Annotated in this window: 20 protein-coding genes and 2 pseudogenes; 15 read left to right on the top strand and 7 right to left on the bottom strand. The window is 70.5% G+C overall.

Going from position 1 to position 14,583, the window contains the following annotated elements; all coding sequences use genetic code 11:
* Positions 1-48: 48 nt before the first annotated feature.
* The 10 genes and pseudogenes from ACFYSH_RS28610 to ACFYSH_RS28565 form a co-directional block, all read left to right on the top strand.
* Positions 49-159: pseudogene (locus ACFYSH_RS28610) on the top strand (DNA methyltransferase); the annotation flags it as partial.
* A 121-nt stretch (positions 160-280) separates the two neighbouring features.
* On the top strand, positions 281-1,195 hold the full coding sequence (locus tag ACFYSH_RS28605) for a DNA cytosine methyltransferase (RefSeq protein ID WP_388756316.1): 915 nt from the start codon (positions 281-283) through the stop codon (positions 1,193-1,195).
* Between the two features lie 93 nt (positions 1,196-1,288).
* A complete protein-coding gene (locus ACFYSH_RS28600) occupies positions 1,289-1,888 on the top strand; it encodes a DUF4913 domain-containing protein (RefSeq protein WP_359468836.1) in 600 nt (199 codons plus the stop codon).
* A complete protein-coding gene (locus ACFYSH_RS28595; RefSeq protein WP_359468839.1) occupies positions 1,885-2,664 on the top strand; it encodes a glycosyl hydrolase in 780 nt (259 codons plus the stop codon). Before ACFYSH_RS28600 ends, ACFYSH_RS28595 begins: the two co-directional genes overlap by 4 nt.
* The gene (locus ACFYSH_RS28590) at positions 2,661-3,137 is read left to right on the top strand and encodes a hypothetical protein (protein WP_359468842.1); all 477 of its coding nucleotides are present in this window, start codon (positions 2,661-2,663) and stop codon (positions 3,135-3,137) included. Before ACFYSH_RS28595 ends, ACFYSH_RS28590 begins: the two co-directional genes overlap by 4 nt.
* Positions 3,134-3,799: a hypothetical protein gene (locus ACFYSH_RS28585; protein WP_359468845.1), complete on the top strand. Its 666-nt coding sequence runs from the start codon at positions 3,134-3,136 to the stop codon at positions 3,797-3,799. The genes ACFYSH_RS28590 and ACFYSH_RS28585 overlap by 4 nt, the downstream gene beginning before the upstream one ends.
* Positions 3,800-3,870: 71 nt before the next feature.
* The gene (locus ACFYSH_RS28580) at positions 3,871-4,623 is read left to right on the top strand and encodes a large ATP-binding protein (RefSeq protein ID WP_388756264.1); all 753 of its coding nucleotides are present in this window, start codon (positions 3,871-3,873) and stop codon (positions 4,621-4,623) included.
* A 24-nt stretch (positions 4,624-4,647) separates the two neighbouring features.
* Positions 4,648-5,058 carry a winged helix-turn-helix transcriptional regulator gene (locus ACFYSH_RS28575; protein WP_359468850.1) on the top strand — a complete coding sequence of 137 codons (411 nt, stop codon included), beginning with the start codon at positions 4,648-4,650 and terminating at the stop codon, positions 5,056-5,058.
* Between the two features lie 29 nt (positions 5,059-5,087).
* On the top strand, positions 5,088-5,498 hold the full coding sequence (locus ACFYSH_RS28570) for a hypothetical protein (RefSeq protein WP_388756261.1): 411 nt from the start codon (positions 5,088-5,090) through the stop codon (positions 5,496-5,498).
* Positions 5,499-5,613: 115 nt separating this feature from the next.
* Positions 5,614-6,564 carry a DUF317 domain-containing protein gene (locus tag ACFYSH_RS28565; protein ID WP_359468854.1) on the top strand — a complete coding sequence of 317 codons (951 nt, stop codon included), beginning with the start codon at positions 5,614-5,616 and terminating at the stop codon, positions 6,562-6,564.
* A gap of 280 nt (positions 6,565-6,844) precedes the next feature.
* Here ACFYSH_RS28565 and ACFYSH_RS28560 read toward each other — a convergent pair whose 3' ends face one another.
* The gene (locus ACFYSH_RS28560; RefSeq protein ID WP_359468857.1) at positions 6,845-7,492 is read right to left on the bottom strand and encodes a hypothetical protein; all 648 of its coding nucleotides are present in this window, start codon (positions 7,490-7,492) and stop codon (positions 6,845-6,847) included.
* Positions 7,493-7,594: 102 nt separating this feature from the next.
* Between ACFYSH_RS28560 and ACFYSH_RS28555 the strand changes: the two genes are divergently transcribed.
* The 3 genes from ACFYSH_RS28555 to ACFYSH_RS28545 all read left to right on the top strand — a co-directional run bounded on the left by ACFYSH_RS28555 (position 7,595) and on the right by ACFYSH_RS28545 (position 8,664).
* Positions 7,595-7,942 (top strand): DUF317 domain-containing protein, encoded by a 348-nt coding sequence (locus tag ACFYSH_RS28555; RefSeq protein WP_359468860.1) that lies wholly within the window; start codon positions 7,595-7,597, stop codon positions 7,940-7,942.
* 90 nt (positions 7,943-8,032) lie between these two features.
* Positions 8,033-8,245, top strand: a complete 213-nt coding sequence (locus ACFYSH_RS28550; RefSeq protein ID WP_359468863.1) for a hypothetical protein — start codon at positions 8,033-8,035, stop codon at positions 8,243-8,245.
* A 101-nt stretch (positions 8,246-8,346) separates the two neighbouring features.
* Positions 8,347-8,664: an esterase gene (locus ACFYSH_RS28545; RefSeq protein ID WP_359468866.1), complete on the top strand. Its 318-nt coding sequence runs from the start codon at positions 8,347-8,349 to the stop codon at positions 8,662-8,664.
* A 296-nt stretch (positions 8,665-8,960) separates the two neighbouring features.
* On the opposite strand, the gene ACFYSH_RS28540 is transcribed toward ACFYSH_RS28545, so the two are convergent.
* Entirely contained in the window at positions 8,961-9,317 is a 357-nt protein-coding gene (locus tag ACFYSH_RS28540; RefSeq protein WP_359468869.1) for a hypothetical protein, read from the bottom strand.
* Positions 9,318-9,634: 317 nt separating this feature from the next.
* Here ACFYSH_RS28540 and ACFYSH_RS28535 point away from each other — a divergent pair, with 317 nt between their 5' ends.
* Positions 9,635-10,963 carry a hypothetical protein gene (locus tag ACFYSH_RS28535; protein ID WP_359468871.1) on the top strand — a complete coding sequence of 443 codons (1,329 nt, stop codon included), beginning with the start codon at positions 9,635-9,637 and terminating at the stop codon, positions 10,961-10,963.
* Between the two features lie 72 nt (positions 10,964-11,035).
* On the opposite strand, the pseudogene ACFYSH_RS28530 reads toward ACFYSH_RS28535, so the two are convergent.
* Positions 11,036-11,204: pseudogene (locus tag ACFYSH_RS28530) on the bottom strand (GNAT family N-acetyltransferase); the annotation flags it as partial.
* Between ACFYSH_RS28530 and ACFYSH_RS28525 the strand changes: the two are divergent.
* The gene (locus ACFYSH_RS28525; protein ID WP_359469025.1) at positions 11,143-11,382 is read left to right on the top strand and encodes a hypothetical protein; all 240 of its coding nucleotides are present in this window, start codon (positions 11,143-11,145) and stop codon (positions 11,380-11,382) included. The pseudogene ACFYSH_RS28530 and the gene ACFYSH_RS28525 overlap by 62 nt on opposite strands.
* On the opposite strand, the gene ACFYSH_RS28520 is transcribed toward ACFYSH_RS28525, so the two are convergent.
* The 4 genes from ACFYSH_RS28520 to ACFYSH_RS28505 form a co-directional block, all read right to left on the bottom strand.
* Complete coding sequence (locus ACFYSH_RS28520; protein WP_359468873.1) at positions 11,370-11,774, bottom strand: hypothetical protein; 405 nt, start codon at positions 11,772-11,774, stop codon at positions 11,370-11,372. The genes ACFYSH_RS28525 and ACFYSH_RS28520 overlap by 13 nt on opposite strands.
* A 106-nt stretch (positions 11,775-11,880) precedes the next feature.
* Positions 11,881-13,653, bottom strand: coding sequence for a relaxase/mobilization nuclease domain-containing protein (locus ACFYSH_RS28515; RefSeq protein WP_359469016.1), 1,773 nt, complete (start codon positions 13,651-13,653; stop codon positions 11,881-11,883).
* The gene (locus ACFYSH_RS28510; protein ID WP_359468875.1) at positions 13,653-14,318 is read right to left on the bottom strand and encodes a MobC family plasmid mobilization relaxosome protein; all 666 of its coding nucleotides are present in this window, start codon (positions 14,316-14,318) and stop codon (positions 13,653-13,655) included. Before ACFYSH_RS28510 ends, ACFYSH_RS28515 begins: the two co-directional genes overlap by 1 nt.
* Complete coding sequence (locus ACFYSH_RS28505) at positions 14,315-14,539, bottom strand: hypothetical protein (protein ID WP_093803236.1); 225 nt, start codon at positions 14,537-14,539, stop codon at positions 14,315-14,317. Before ACFYSH_RS28505 ends, ACFYSH_RS28510 begins: the two co-directional genes overlap by 4 nt.
* Between the last annotated feature and the right edge of the window lie 44 nt (positions 14,540-14,583).

Here is a 14,583-nt window from a genome sequence, read left to right as displayed (position 1 = left end):
CCCTTGATCGGGTCTCTCTGCTCGGGGTACGGCGGCCTCGACCTGGGCGTGCAGTCCGCGCTCGGCGGCACGCTCGCCTGGCACGCCGAGGTCGACCCGAACGCCTCACGCATCCTGGCCCGCCACTGGCCCGGCGTCCCGAACCTGGGCGATATCACCGCCGTCGACTGGTCCACCGTCCCCCGGGTGTGCGTCCTGACGGCCGGCTTCCCCTGTCAAAGACGTCTCGGTCGCCGGCCGCCGGGCCGGACTCAACGCCCAGACCCGCTCCGGGCTCTGGCTGCACGTCGCCCGTGCGGTCGCAGCCCTCCGACCCTGCCTGGTTGTGATCGAAAATGTGCGCGGCCTCCTCACCTCCCCCGCCGGTTCCCCTGGCGACGTGGAACCCTGCCCGTGGTGTCTGGGAGACACCGCAGGTCAGCCTGCTCTGCGGGCACTCGGTGCCGTACTCGGATCCCTGGCCGACCTCGGGTACGACGCGAAGTGGCTCGTGCTTCGCGCCTCCGACGTCGGGGCCCCGCACCGCCGCGAGCGGACCTTCCTCGCCGCATGGCCTGCCGGGCACCCTGCTGAAGACGCCGACCAGCAACATCGGGAAGAACGGCGGCAGCCAGCATCCATCGAAGCGGAAGAGCGGGGGGCACGGTCCGAACCTGGCCGACGAGGTCGAGTGGCTGCTGCTGCCGACCCCGAAGGCGTCGGACGGAATCAAGGGTTCGCCGAATCAGCGGCACGGCAATGGCGACATGACCCTGCCCAGTGCCGCTGCGTCTCTGTTGCCGACCCCGAGGGCCAGCGACACGGGCACCCCGGGCCGCCGCCCCGGGAAGGGATGGCGGCCTCCCTTGTCCGCGGTGGTCCTGCCCCTCTGGGCGGAGGAGACGCCGGAGGCGGGGGCGCGGACCGGCGATGGGGAGCGTACGGATCCGCCATCACCCGATGGGAGAGCCTCACCCGCCCGGCCCCGGCCCCCACGGACGCAGCCGGTCGGCTCCGCGCGGACTTCGTGGAGTGGATGCAGGGCCTCGACGCCGGCTGGGTCACCGCGACTCCGGGGCTCGGCCGTCCAGCGCAGCTCACCGCGCTCGGCAACGGCGTCGTCCCACAACAGGCTGCGCGTGCCTTGCAATTGCTGGACCCACCCTTTCTCCGCTGTCCCCGCTGTCCCCGCTGTCCCCGCTGCGCCGACCGATAGCGCTCCACTACCGCGTTCTTCCGGCCGGACCAAACCGCTGATTCTCCGGATCCTCTCGGGCATGTCGCCGTCTCACAGATGGAGCACACGCCCATGGCCGACACCAGCCCGACCTCCCCCGGCCCCGAGCCGTACCGCGTCCCCGACGCAGACCTCGACGACCTCGCCAGCACCCTCGCCAAGACCATGGCCGAGGTCAGGCAGCACGGCGTCATCCTCGACCGCCTCGGCTCCGAGCCCGAATCCGTCGCCATCCAGCCGCCGGACGGCGCTCCGGAAGCCGAGGCGGCTGACGGCAAGAAGACCGACGGCCCCGCCTCGGTGTTCATCCTCGCCCTGGGCGGCAAGGAATACGCCGTCGAACTCGCTGCCCTCAGCGACTGGGTGAACTACCTCTTCCTGCCGGTGTACGGCCGGGAGGTCAGCACGAGCCGTCCCTGGTGCGCGCACTGGCACGAACACCCCGAGGCCGTCGCCCGGCTCCACGCACTCTGGCTCGCCTGGCAACAGTTCACCGACACGGAGGCCGGCCTGTCCGGCCCCTCGACCTGGCATCGCGACCACCTGGACCAAACCCTGGCGCACCTGCGTGCGCCCGACGGACCGTTCGCGGCCTGCACGACCAGCGCAACTCGCCCCAATCACCGGGTGCTGGCCACCCCGGCGCCCGAGCAGGCGGGGGTGGCTGCGTGAACGACATTCTCGACTTCGGTCTCGACGATCTCTCGCCGGTCCACGACGACTCCGAGGAGGCGATGGAGGCCTTCTGGACTGGCGACTTGACGGTGCTGTCCCAGCACCACACCACGCCCAACGGTTCGCACAGCTTCGTCCTCGCCCACGACCGATCGGTCGCCTGGGGGATACCCGGCGAGCCACAGCTCGTTGCGATCGCGGTCGCTCGGGATTTGCGGCAGTCCACGTTCACGTTCGAGACGAGTCACCACGCCACGGCGTCCTTCGCACAGAACTGGCTGGCAGAACGCGGCTGCCCGCTCGAACGGATCGCACTGCGCGGTGGCGACTACATCGAGCCCGCCGACGACCTCACCCTCCAGGTGGAACAGCAGATCCAGAAGTCGGGCACCCGCTACGAGGTCCTCGACACCTACACCTCTGACGACAACCCCAGCGCGGCGTGGACACTCGTCAATGACTCCCAGGCCACCCAGGCACCGGTTCGCCTCTTCTACGAGGAGTGGAACCACGGTGCCGGCACGTACACGATGCGCGAAGGCGCCTTCCCCGACGTCGGCGTCGCCCAGACCTGGCTGGACGAGCGCAGCGAACCGCTGCCCGAGCCTCCGGAGTATAGCGACCACAACGGTGCTGTCGTCCGGGCCCGCATCGCCCGCATCGCCCGTTCCCGGTCCGCCGGAACCTCTCCGACACCGCAGACCGGGCTCGACGCGCCCCGCGCGACAGCGGCGGTACCGGTCCAGCGCGCGGTCCAGGGGAGGCTGCTGTGAGCCGCGCCCGCTTCGCCTTCGCCGCGCACCCTGACGCCATCGCCGACCTGCGGGAACTCCCGTTCGAGATGCGCGATTTGGCTCTGCTGGAGCTGCAGAACCTGGTCCGCGGAAGCAACGACTGCTTGCCGTTGAAGGGCCGTCTCGCCGGCTTCCACAAGGTGTACGTCGACCCGGAAGTCTCTTACCGGCTGGTCATCCAGTTCCGCCAAGCGCCACCGACCTCGACCCACAAGCGCGAGATCTACCTCGTGGCGGCTGGCAGCCGGAAGGACTACGCGGTCTACCGCGCGGCCCACCTACGGACCGAGCCCCAGCAAGGGGTCGGCCCGGACTCCGCCACGGAGGCCCGCGTGCAGGCCGCCCGGTCTCGCTCGACGCTCACCGCCGAACGGCCGACAACGGGCCGCGCGGCTGCCCCGTCACCAGCGCCGCCCTCTGCCACTGCTTCTCGAAAGGTCGCCCAGCGATGACCAACGACCGTACTGCGCTCACCCGTTCAGAGCTGGCGGATCTCCTCACCGAGGCCGCTCAGAACGTCGGCGGCATCCCTGCCGCCGAGTACCCGACGGCCGCCGCCCGCTCCTACCTGCATCCCGTCTTGGGTCCGCTGGCCGCTGGGCCCCGCGTGATCACCGAGCTGAACGACCGGTTCGAGGACTTCGTGGCCATAGAGCCACGCCCAGCTGGGTCGGCGGGCCTGTTCGCTCTGGCCTCCTACGCCTCCGCGCTGGGGTGGCTCACCGAGTCGTTCGCCGAGCTGACCTCCTCGGTCGATGAGATCTGTACCCGCGTGGGCATACCCACGGAGCCACGCGCCCCGATCGTCGCCGCACTCGGTGGTACTGAGCGGGACGACGAGTTCGACTTCGCCTTCAACGCACTTGAGTTGGAGGCGGTCCGCAACGCAGCCGAGGCCGCCGGCCTCGCGCCGGACGACTACGTCGAGGTTCTTTCCCAGTCGCTGCTCGCCGCCGCCCGGATCACCGACGCCTGCATGGAGATCTCCAGCGGCCTGCTCGATGACGCCGATCTCCTCAGCGAAGTGAGCGACCGCCCTCGGCTCGACAACGATCCCGGGAGCCTGCCCGCTCTGGTCCGCTCCCTGCTCGCCCGGATGGAGACGACGGAGTGAACCCGTACGACGCAGACACACACCCTGGGCCTTATCTCGTCGTCGAAGTGCTCGGTGTCGGGGATGTCAGCGTGCACGCCCTCGCACATGGTCCGGAGGAGCCGCTGCACCAGGCCGCTACACGCGTCATCGAAGCCGCAGCGGCGCTGGATGAGCGACACGAGAGCGTGCTCAACGCGGTCCAGCGGGCTCAGCGGCTGCTCGAAGGCACTGGTCGCGGTGAAGTCGGCCGAGCCCAGGTGTCGTACGCGCTGCTGCGGACAGCTCTCCCGGACCTCGGAGACGGCCTGGCCCAGCAGGACCGGGCATACAGCCAGCTCGTCGAGTCCCTGTCCGCCTACCGCCGGCTTCTTTCCTCGCCCGAGCCTGATCAACACGCGAGCCACAAGAGCCACGGGCCGGGCCAGAAGACGAGGCCCCACCGGGACGACGACTGGGCCGTCGCCGGGGAGCGCGGGCTGGTAGCCCTCGAAGCGATTGCGGCCGGAGGTGTTCGCTTTCGCCGCAACGCGATCGGCGAGGACCCGTACATCTCGCGGGAGGAGACCCAGTGGCAGGACCCGGCGGTCTTCCCGCAGACCGTGCAGCGGCTGGTCGCCGACGGGCTACTGCATCAGGACATCACCGAGAACGTGTACCGGCCCGGCCAGCTCCTCTCGCTCACTGCGCAGGGGGAAGCCGCCCTGCGTGATGGTCGCGCGACGACCTCCCGGGTGTCCGCCGCCCTCGGCCGCACCACCACGCGGACCACGTCAGGCGCGCTCTCCGACTCGGCCGCCACGCCCGTCGCCAGGACCTCCCTCGCGACCCCCCGCTCACGCTGACCTCATCCCGATAAGGACCCCACCATGGCTACCCCCGGCATGCCTCCCACCTTCTCCATCGCTTCCATCGACGCCCAGCGCGTCGAGGAGGCTCTCGCCCGGATCGGGCCCAAGTGGACCACTTGGACCGCGATGACCCTGGCGCAGGTGAACGGCCCCGTGCGCGTCCGCGACGTTGTTGCGCAGCTCCCCTTCGTCAGTGAGCAGTTCGTCGGCAAACGGCTGGCCACGATGCACGCGGACGGACTGGTGATCCGCGATGACGACCGGCGGGGCGCGCCGTACCGGCTCAGCGCGCTCGGCACGTCTCTGGCCCCCGTCCTCCGCACGGTGTCGGACTGGTCCCGCACCCACCTGACACAGGAACCGATGGCCGAAGCCGAGCGTGTCGAGGACGCGCTGCGCCGCTGCATCTTCGGCACTCGACTGCCGTGATTCAGGCCCTCCACTCGGCTGACGGCCAGATGCGGTTCGTTCACATCGCCGAGGCGGCCGGTCTGGACTACGGCCTCGCACGGCAGCGACTTGTCCGGCTTCAGGCCGATGGCCTGGTCACGCGGACGGGCTCCCGGCACGGAGACGCTTACGTGCTCACCGATGCCGGCCAGGCGTTGGGGGCCGTCTACTCGAGTGTCGAGCACTGGAGCCAGCCCTTCGCGCTGCGAGGTGGAACAGCGGCACCGCGTCCGGCAGCGGCAGCAACGCGTACCCACGTTGGCATTCCGCAGGGGCTGGGGGCCGACGGCGCCCGGACCGCGGCGGCCCTACGGCGGAGCGCCGCCGCGTCCAACGTCATGTTCACCCACGCGCCACAGCCGCAACGGCGGGTGCCTGCGGCCGTGACCGCTCAGTCGATACCGGTCCGGGGCCGGTGACGGGAGTGAGAACCAGTGACCACTCGCCGCCGCCACGGCATCCGCGTGCGCTCCGGCGGCTCCCACCGCTGCTCACGCGGATCCGTTCTCCTCCTTCGCTTCCGGAGACTCGACCATGTACGCCCCTGATGACCCGACCCGGTACCAAGAGGTACTGGTCAGCCCTATGTATCTGGCTGGTTCCAACGCGACCGGCGAGGCTGGCTTCGCGCCCGTCGCCCACTGGCCTCATCAGTACCTCGATGAGGGCCCCTGCCAGCTCCTCGTAACCTCTCCCGACCAACGGATACGGATCGGCTGGTTCGGCGACGACTTCGAACTGTGGAAGATCAGCGCAGCCGAGGACGCCTTCTCGGCGCCACGCTGGACGGCAACGTTCAACCACGTTACCCCGGCCGAGATGGTCGCCGGCCTCACCGCCGCACTGGTCCAGGACTACGACGAAGCCATCGCTTCCGACACCCTCGGCCGCTTCTTGACAGGGCCAACCGTCCCCTGGAGGGACACCGTCCGGCCGCTGACCGATACCGGCTGGAACCTTGACGGAGCTGCTGAACTCGGCACCGTCGAGATCATCGCTCCTGACGACCAAGCGGGCATCCTTATCGATCGGCGCGGCTACGGCTCCGACCGGAGGACCGTCGAGCTGTGGGCTGGCCCGCCAGGCTGGGGCACTCGTGCCGAAGCGACGTTCACGGCCCGCACCCCGTCCCACTTGATCGCCGCAACCGCCGCTGTGATGGCGAAGTCGACCCCGGTGGTCCGCGAACGCCACCAAGTCGACCGGCGTATGCAGCACTTGGTCACCATGACCCCTGTCGCTTCGGCCACGCCGATCGCCGAGGCTCAGGTCCCGCGCGCTCCAACTCCGCTGGACGTACGCCGCACCGCGGTCACCCAGGCCGTACACCGTGCCGCGCGGGCACCACGCACAGCAACCGACCTCCGGGTGATGGCCGCGCAGAGCCGCTCCACGAGGGCGGCGCAGAAACGGACGGGACACCCCGCGCCCGCGACCTCTGCCCGGCTGCCGGCCAGCTCGCCGACGCCCCGGCGCGGACGCTGACTCCCACCCCAGGCCGCACTCCACTCGCGACCGTCCCCGCCCAACAGGAGTTCCACCATGCCCACCACCACCATGTCGACCAGGCCACGGCCATGATCGAGAGCGCCTGGGGCCAGCCCATCGAAGCTCATGAGGTCCTAGGGGTCCGCCGCCCCAGCGAGGACCCGCTCCTGCGCTGCGCCATGCACATCCGCGCGGCCCTGGCCATCACGAACAACGCGGTAACCGTCCACCAGGACCGTCTCCACGCCCTGTCCCGGCATGGGTACGTGCCTGACTTCTACGAACTCGACCGGATCACCGAAGCGGCGGTCAGCCTCCGCGTCGCCCACGCGGAGAGCCGTGCGTCCTCCAGGCGATCCGGCGCGTGGTGGAGGCTCGGGAGGCCGCCGCACCCGAGGTTGAGGCACCGGCGGTTCGGCTGGCACAGGCCGCTGTCGCCCGCTCCGGGCAGACGCGGCACGCCCCGGGGGCCATGCCCGAACCGTCCTCCTCGGCGGCTGTCGTCGGGCCGTCGGCGCCCACAACGGGCCCCCGCCGTTGGCGGATAGCTCTGATTCTCGTCGCGGTGGCCCTCTTCGGCGCGGAGGCCCACCGCGCGGGCCAGCTCCTCCATCGTCAGCTCCACTCGCCGGCCTTCGGCGACCCGACGCTCCACCGTCTCCTCGTCCGGCCAATGATCAAGCTGTGCGCCGACTTCCCACTGGCCGTCGGCGACCATCGCGATGTCGCCCACGGTCCAGGGCCGTCCGGCGGCGCGGATCTTGCGTTCCAGTCCGGCGCCGTCCCAGTGTCTACTCGCCTCGGCCATCCCCTGCTCCCCCTTCACCGTCGTGCCGTCCCTCGCCGCAACCCAGGTACGACAACCGCGGTCGCCGATCCATTCCCGTCCCGCCGACCGCTCGCTGATGGCCTCCAGTTCGCCCACGGCAGACGGCATCCATGGGGAAACGACTACGCACTTCGGCATGCCGCATGCCAACGTACGGGCGTCGGGAAAACCGCAGGTCAACGAAGGGATCGTCCAACCGTGAACGCCTCTGCCACCCTCCTGCCAGCCGTCGTCCGGCCCGCCGTGGAAAACCGCCACTGGCTCTCCTCCGACCACTGCGCCGCTCCAGTGCTCGACCTCCTGGACGGTCTCGACTGGGCGATCACCGAGACCCCGGAAGCCAACATTCACATGACGAGCCCGGAAGGCGGGGTCTACGTCGGCTGGCTTCCCGAAGACCCCTCCGCCCGGGCGCGCGAGATCGTCTGGCGCGTCCAGGTGCTGCCCGCCGACGGCGAGGTGTGGGTCCAGGAGTTCGGTGTCCACACCCCTTCCGAGGCCGTCGCCGGATTCCTCGCCGCCCTCGTCGCCCACTCCTCGCGCTGACCGCCGGACCACGGGGCGGGCCGACGACGGCCCGCCTCGTGCACTGCTCTCGTTCTGGCCCGTCATCCCACACCGCTCTCGGAGGTTTCCTTGCCCCAGTATCTGACCGTCGGCCACCTGCTCCGCCAGCTCCAGGAACTCGACCCCAACTTGCCGGTCCGTCTCGCCGTCAACCCCGACTTCCCCTTCGCCCACTTCGTGGGAGCCAAGGTCGTCGTCCGCGATGGCAAGGCGTACATCGCCGACGACGGCCAGGAGGACTACCTCCCGGTGGGGGCGCGCGACGCCCTCGCCTGGGCCTGATCGCTTCCCCACCACCACGGAGGCTTCCCATCTCGTCACTCTCGCGCCCCGAGCCCCGCCTCGCGCTGCACACTGTCGCGGCCCGCCCCATGCCGCAAGGCGTGCACAGCGCGCTTCTCCAGCGCATCTCCACCCGCCCCGATGCCCCCCTCGACATCACCTGGCTCGCTGCCGAAACTCCCCAACTTCCCCTCGGGCGCATCCGACTGCGCTGGGAGCCCGCATCGCGCAGTGGCTGGGACGTCACGACGTACCTTGGGCTGACCACTGCCGAGGTGCTCCTCGGTTCCTGGCCCGCCGCCCCGGACGACTGGCCGCGCCTGGTCCGCCCGACCCTGTACGAGGTGACCGGCCTGTGCGCCGCCCTCTCCTTTGCGACCGACGCCCTCGACCTCTCCAACCGGCTCGCCGGGGTCTGAACGAGGACCACCGAATGCCGCCCCACGCCGCTCAGTCAGGGGCGGCCTCGTCGTGTGTCCACCCGTTCGTTGCGTACGCTCGACCCGACGAAGGAGGACACCAAGGCCGACGACCAGAGGCTCTGGGGATGCCCGGAGGTCGCCGCCCACTTGCGTACGTGTCGCTGGCCTGGCGGAGGAAGTTCACCCCCCGCCCAGCAGCAGCGCCCCACCGCCGCGCGCATCGCTGCTCCGCGCGAACCTCGCGGGGCAGCACGCCTGGGGCTCCCTCACAGGTTCTCCCCGCCACGCGCTCCTCAGCCCTGGTTGCCCAGCGGCATGTTCGCAGCTACCCGGTGGATGCAGGCTGCTGCTGCCTGGGCCTCGCGAGCCCGGTCGGCGGCCTCGTCTCGCACATGGGCGGGGACCGGTACCGGCTCGCCGCGCTCATTCAGCAGGAAGCCGGCCTTGTGCGGCAGAGGACGCTGCTGCGCAGCGTCGTAGCAGTCCTGCCAGGAGACCGTGTGGCCGCTCGGCGGGCAGCAGAAGTCCGCGTGGACGGCGGCCAAGAGATGGTGCAGGGCCTCGGGGTCCGGGCCGCCGAGCTGTGCCTCGTACGGGCCGGGGAGTATCCGGCCGATGAACTGCGCTGCGGGGATGCAGGGATGACTCATGGCACCTCATTTTTTTCTGTCAGGCCCCGCGCCGTGAACACAGCCTACGGCGCCGCACCGTCATTCATCCCCCTGATGGCACGGCCCTCGGCGGCCGTGCCGTGTCGCTTTGCTGGCCAAGGGGAGCATCCGACATCTCAGCGATGCGTGCCCGACCCCGCCCGGTTGCGGTGCCGGGCCCTGCGCGGGTTCGTCACCGTCACCGGCTTCGGCCGTGCCCGGCCCGCGAAGCAATCCGCCGAAACTCCCGGCTCCTGCCCCGGAATTCGAGGCACATGCCTGGCACCGGCCGCCAGGTGTGGCGTGTAATGAGCGCCATGACCGAAACGCCCTCACCGGCCCTGTGGCGCCTCATCGAGGACGACGCCACGTCGTTAACGCTGATCGTCGAAACGCCGAACGGCCCCCACCTGCGGCGCATACCTCCGGCGCTGCCCCTGCCGGCGCACATCGAGCACGGTACGGCCGCCGAGGAAGCCGCCCACACCGCGGCGGCCACGTGGGGTCTGCCGGACTTCGTCTTCCAGCAGGTAGCGAACGCGGCGAAGGGCTCGGGTTCGCGTGAGCAGGGCGACCGGATCCTGATCGCCGGCCACCGCGGTGCGGTGGTGCAGGTCAAGGCCCGCACGATTGCGCCCAAGGCCGACGCGCTGGAGGCCAACTGGATCCAGAAGGTCGCGGCCAAGGCGATGAGCCAGGCCAAGGGCAGTGTGCGGCAACTGCGCATGCTGCCCGCCGACATGGTCAACGGACGAGGCCGCGTCCTACACGTGGATGGCAACGACTACGAGTGGGTCTCGGTGTTCCTCCTGGACCACCCCGGCGTACCGGAAGGGATCACCGCAACGTGGCAGCCAACCGGCATGCCCTCCATCGCCCTGACCCGACGCGACTGGGACTTCCTGTTCAACCAGCTGCGCTCAACCACCGCCGTACTCGACTACCTCTTCCGAGCCGCGAAGGAACCGGCCGTCCCCATCGGTGAGGAACCGGTCCGCTACTACGAACTCGCTGCGGCCGACGCCGACACCCCGCCCGGCAATATCGACACCGACCTCGTCGGAGAAGACGGCGTGCTGTACTCCGTTCCGCAGCTGCCCCAGGCGCCCGCCGGAGACGACGGCACCCGCGCCCACCTCATGATCCGCTTCATGCTCGAGGACATCGCCCTCAGCCCCCTCGCCGACCCGCTGACCGAAGCCAACCGCCACACCATACTCGGCGACCTCGATCGGCTCCCCGTCGCAGCGCGCACCGAATGGGGCCGCCTCCTGCTCGACATGCTCGACGATGTCCCCAAGGTCCCCACCGAACACACGAAATGGCGCTTCAGACGCCAGCTCGACGCGGACGGAACCCGCCAGCTCATCGTCGGCGCCGCCACCCGCTTCGACAACACCATCCGGACCGCGTTCACCTCCTACGTACAGCTGCGCCACCACAAGGTGACCTCCCGCACCGGCAAGGCAGGAGAATCCTCCGCACTCGGCATACTGCTAACCCCCCGCCACGACGGGCTGCGGCCCTGGGACACCAGCACCGTCCGCGTCCACGGCGATCTGGAGCTGCCTGAGGAAGACCTGCGCATCTACCGCAGCCTGTGGAACCACACCGCCGAGGACGGCTCGCCCGTCACCCAGGACTGAGGCCACCGCCCTCCTCCGGCACGCGGCCATGGGTCCAGCCTCCGGAGCAGGGCCGGCACACACCACGGTGAGGCTGCGGCGCTCGACGAGCACCGCGTCCCGCCACACACCGTGGTAACGGCCGATCCGCTCCCAGGTGCCGATCAAATCCAGCCCGTGCGTGGACGGCGAGGCTGGCGGTGTTCTCGGGGATCCCTGCCTGGATCGTCCAGATCCCCGCCGCCTCGGTGGAATCGACCAGCTTCTGTCGCTCCGGTGCGTGCAGCAGCGATGCTGTCGTCGGCCGGCTCGCCGAGGCGGTCGAGGACCGCACCAGCTACGACCGCGACGCCTTCAAGCATTGGAAGCCGCGTCGGGCGGCGGCCAGCGCGTTCTTCAGCCAGATTCCACCGCTGCCAGAGCTCGCCTACTCCAGATAGATACCGGAGAAGACACCGTCGAAGCCGAGTGCGGCCAGGCCCGCCTCGACACTCGGGTAGATCGTCCCGTGCGGGCCGCCAACCAGGGCGTCGAAGTCGGCGCGGCTGATCTCGGGCTCGAGCCACTGGTTGCCACACCGGCAGCGGACCCAGACGTTGCGCCCGTGGTTGATGAGCAGCCAGTCGCGTCGGGCACGGCAGGCGGAGCACATCACGGGGATGCCCCCGAGAGCGAGTTCGCGTGAGTGGCCGACGCAGCGAATCGCCCCGGGGCCGTCGGCCGGCCGCGTCTCGGCCTGGAACTGCAGCAGGGGGTCGGTACCAGTGGGGAGGACGGGCAGTGCGGGTGCCGGTTCCGTGGTGCGGGTGGTGGTTCTGAGCACGAGCGTCATCTCCCGGTTGTTGGTCCTTTCTTCATCCGTAACAGCCGGTGGAACCGGCTGTCCATACATTTCGCAGCGTTCTCTCGGTCGATGGTCAACTACCGGTTCGACCAGGTCAGCGACCTGACGAGCGGCGATTGGGGTCTTGAACAGTCCCGAGCGGCGCGGCTGCCGTCGCGATTCGTTCACTGGTGCGGCCGCTCGGCGTGGTGGCCTGGCGGGTGGCGGCCTGCGGACGACGGGCACCGTCACCCGGGTGTGCCGGGAGCTGGGCGATGCGCCGCAGGCGCCAGACCAGGACGTCGCTCACGTCATCGGCGCTGTCGAGTTCGCGCATGTCGATGGCCTGGCGCAGGAGGGCTTCGGAGTCGTGGCCTGCCCGCTCGGCCTGGGCGAGGGTGGCGATCAAGGCGTCGGTCCTCGCTTCCATGCCCTCTGCCCGTACGACCTCCTCCGGTAGGGCGGCGCGAAGGGTGGCTTCGTGCGTGCGGCGCTGCGCTTCTGGAAGGGCCCGACCTTGGTCGTGCAGCACTCGCATCGGGGTGGCGGCGGCCTGCCGGTAGGCGGTGCGCAGGTGCGCGGCGGCTTGTCGGGAGGCGTGGGCCTGCTGGGCGTGTCCACGCGCGGAGTGCCAGCGGGCGGCGGCGAGGGTGACCAGGACGAGGGTGGAAACGAGCATGGCGGTGGTACCGCCGTCCTCGCCTCGACCGAGCGCTCCGCCGGCCTGGACGATGCCCCGGGCGGCTGAGCGGAGAGCCCGGGTGTCAGCGCGTTCGGCGCGGACATGGCTGCGGGTCGCCCGCTCGAAGGCGCGAGCTGCGGCGGCCAGCTCGGCGCGGGTGGTGGCCGGTGAGGTCTGGGCCACCGCGTCGAGGAGTTCTCCGACGCCAACGAGCTGGGCGGCGGCCTCGCCGTCCTCATCGCGTTCCAGGAGCGTGACCGAGCGCTCGGCGATGACGACCGCGTTGCGTCGTTGACGGGCGGGCAGTGACCAGTTCGTCCGGTCAGCGCCGACCGCGGACGCGCTCGGCTCGGCGGCCCCGTCGGTGAGGCGTAGGCGGATCTTCGGAAGGGAGAGGTCAGGGGCCAGTTTGGAGCCGGGGTACCAGACCGGGTCTCCGTCGCGGTTGCGGTCGCCGGGCAGGGCCACGTTGTAGCCGAGCGCGTCACCGGACGGAGCGTGCCGCAGCTTCACCCGCACCCCCGCCTCTCGGAGCCGCGTGAAGAACTCCTCCTCCGAATCCGCTCCCGCCACGGCTCGACGAACGGCCTCATGGAGCGTCTCGCGCGAGGTCTCCGGGCGGCCGGTGCGCTCGGCCTTGAACTTCTCGGCGCTGCTGGGATTCTTCGCTGCGGTTCCGTCGCCGGCGTTCAGGCGCCGCAGGCCCATCTCCTGCTCGATGCGGCGGCATTCGGCCTGGGCCTTGTTGAAGTCGTAGTTCAGGCGCGGGTTGCGCAGGTCGCCGCGTATGAGGGTGGCGACGATGTGGATGTGGTCCTCCGCGTGGCGGACGGCGATCCACCGGCAACCGTCGGGGTCTCCGGCCGGGGCGATGCCGGTGGCGTGGACGATGCGCTGGGCGACGGCGTTCCACTCCTCGTCGTCCAGCCGCCGGTCGCCGGGGGCGGTGCGGACCGAGCAGTGCCAGACGTGCTTGGCGGGCGCGCGGTCGCCGGCCTGCTTGACCCGCAGGTCCAGGGCGGCGGTGAGCCGGGCGAGGGTGACCTTCGGGTCGGGGTCGAGGCCGGTGTCGCGGCCGGGGTCGGGGGCGAAGCCGTCCCAGGAGCCGACGAGGTGCGCGTCGGTGTGCTCCTCGCGCCGTCCGGGGCCGTACAGGTAGACGAGGAGGCCGTGGGTGCGGGAGCCGCGTCCGATATCGGGAACCATCACAGCCGCCGGGTCACCAGGTCGTTCGCCGCGTCATCGACGCGGGCGAGAAGTCCGGTCAGCGTGCCCAGAGCGTGTTCGAGTTCACCGGCGCGCGGCTGGCCACCGCTGTTGAGGACGAAGGCGATCTGGTTGATGTTGTTGCCGATCCGGGCCAGCGCGGTGCGTAGAGCGGCGAGTTCGTCGATGGCGGTGTCGAGCTGGTCGTTGCTGTGCACGGCGGCACGTCCGCGGGCGGCGCTCAGGCCGGCGGTGGCGAGGAAGCGGGCGACGGTGACGCCGCGCTGGGTGGCGGCGTCGGTGATCTCGGCTTTCTCGGTGTCGGAGAGGCGGGTGGTCGTCTTGCGGGCGCGCTCGCTCGGGTTGCGGCTACGGCGGCGCGGGGTGCGGTCGGGGAAGGCGGGCGTGCTCGGGCTCGGCTGCTCGCGGTCGGCAGGGTCATCTGCTTCTCCCCCGATGACCGGCGCCCCCTGGTGCCGGTTGCCCGACTGGTCCCCGTGTGCCCTCGCTCGGGGACCAGCCGGGCTTCCCCCGCCCTCCCGGGCGGGGGCAAGTGCGTACGACGGGCCGTAGGACCGTCGTACGCGATAGCTTGCTCCGCCAGGAGCCGTGGTGGGGTCACGCTGCTGTCCAGCGGGGGTGGCCACCGGGTCGTTGGTGTTCACCGGCTCGTCTCCGGGTCCTGCTGCTGGATTTCGCGGACGAGTCCCTCGATCCAGTCCATGGCCAGGACGGGGTGGTGCAGGGTCCAGGGCCGGTCGTGCTGCTCGCGTTGAACGATCCAGGTGGTGTCGGGGCCGGACTGGGCGCGGTGGAGGTGTCCGTGCTGGTGCAGGACGGTCAGCCAGGAGTCGACTTCGGCGGGCGTGGCCGGGTGAGTGCGCATCGGGTGCTCTCCGCTTCTGCTGTGGCGGGGTTTCTCGGAGACAT

The sequence above is a fragment of the Streptomyces sp. NPDC005791 genome, assembly GCF_042871485.1.
GTDB lineage: Bacteria > Actinomycetota > Actinomycetes > Streptomycetales > Streptomycetaceae > Streptomyces.
Note: the sequence above shows the minus strand (reverse complement) of the source record. Positions and strands in the feature narration are given on the sequence as shown.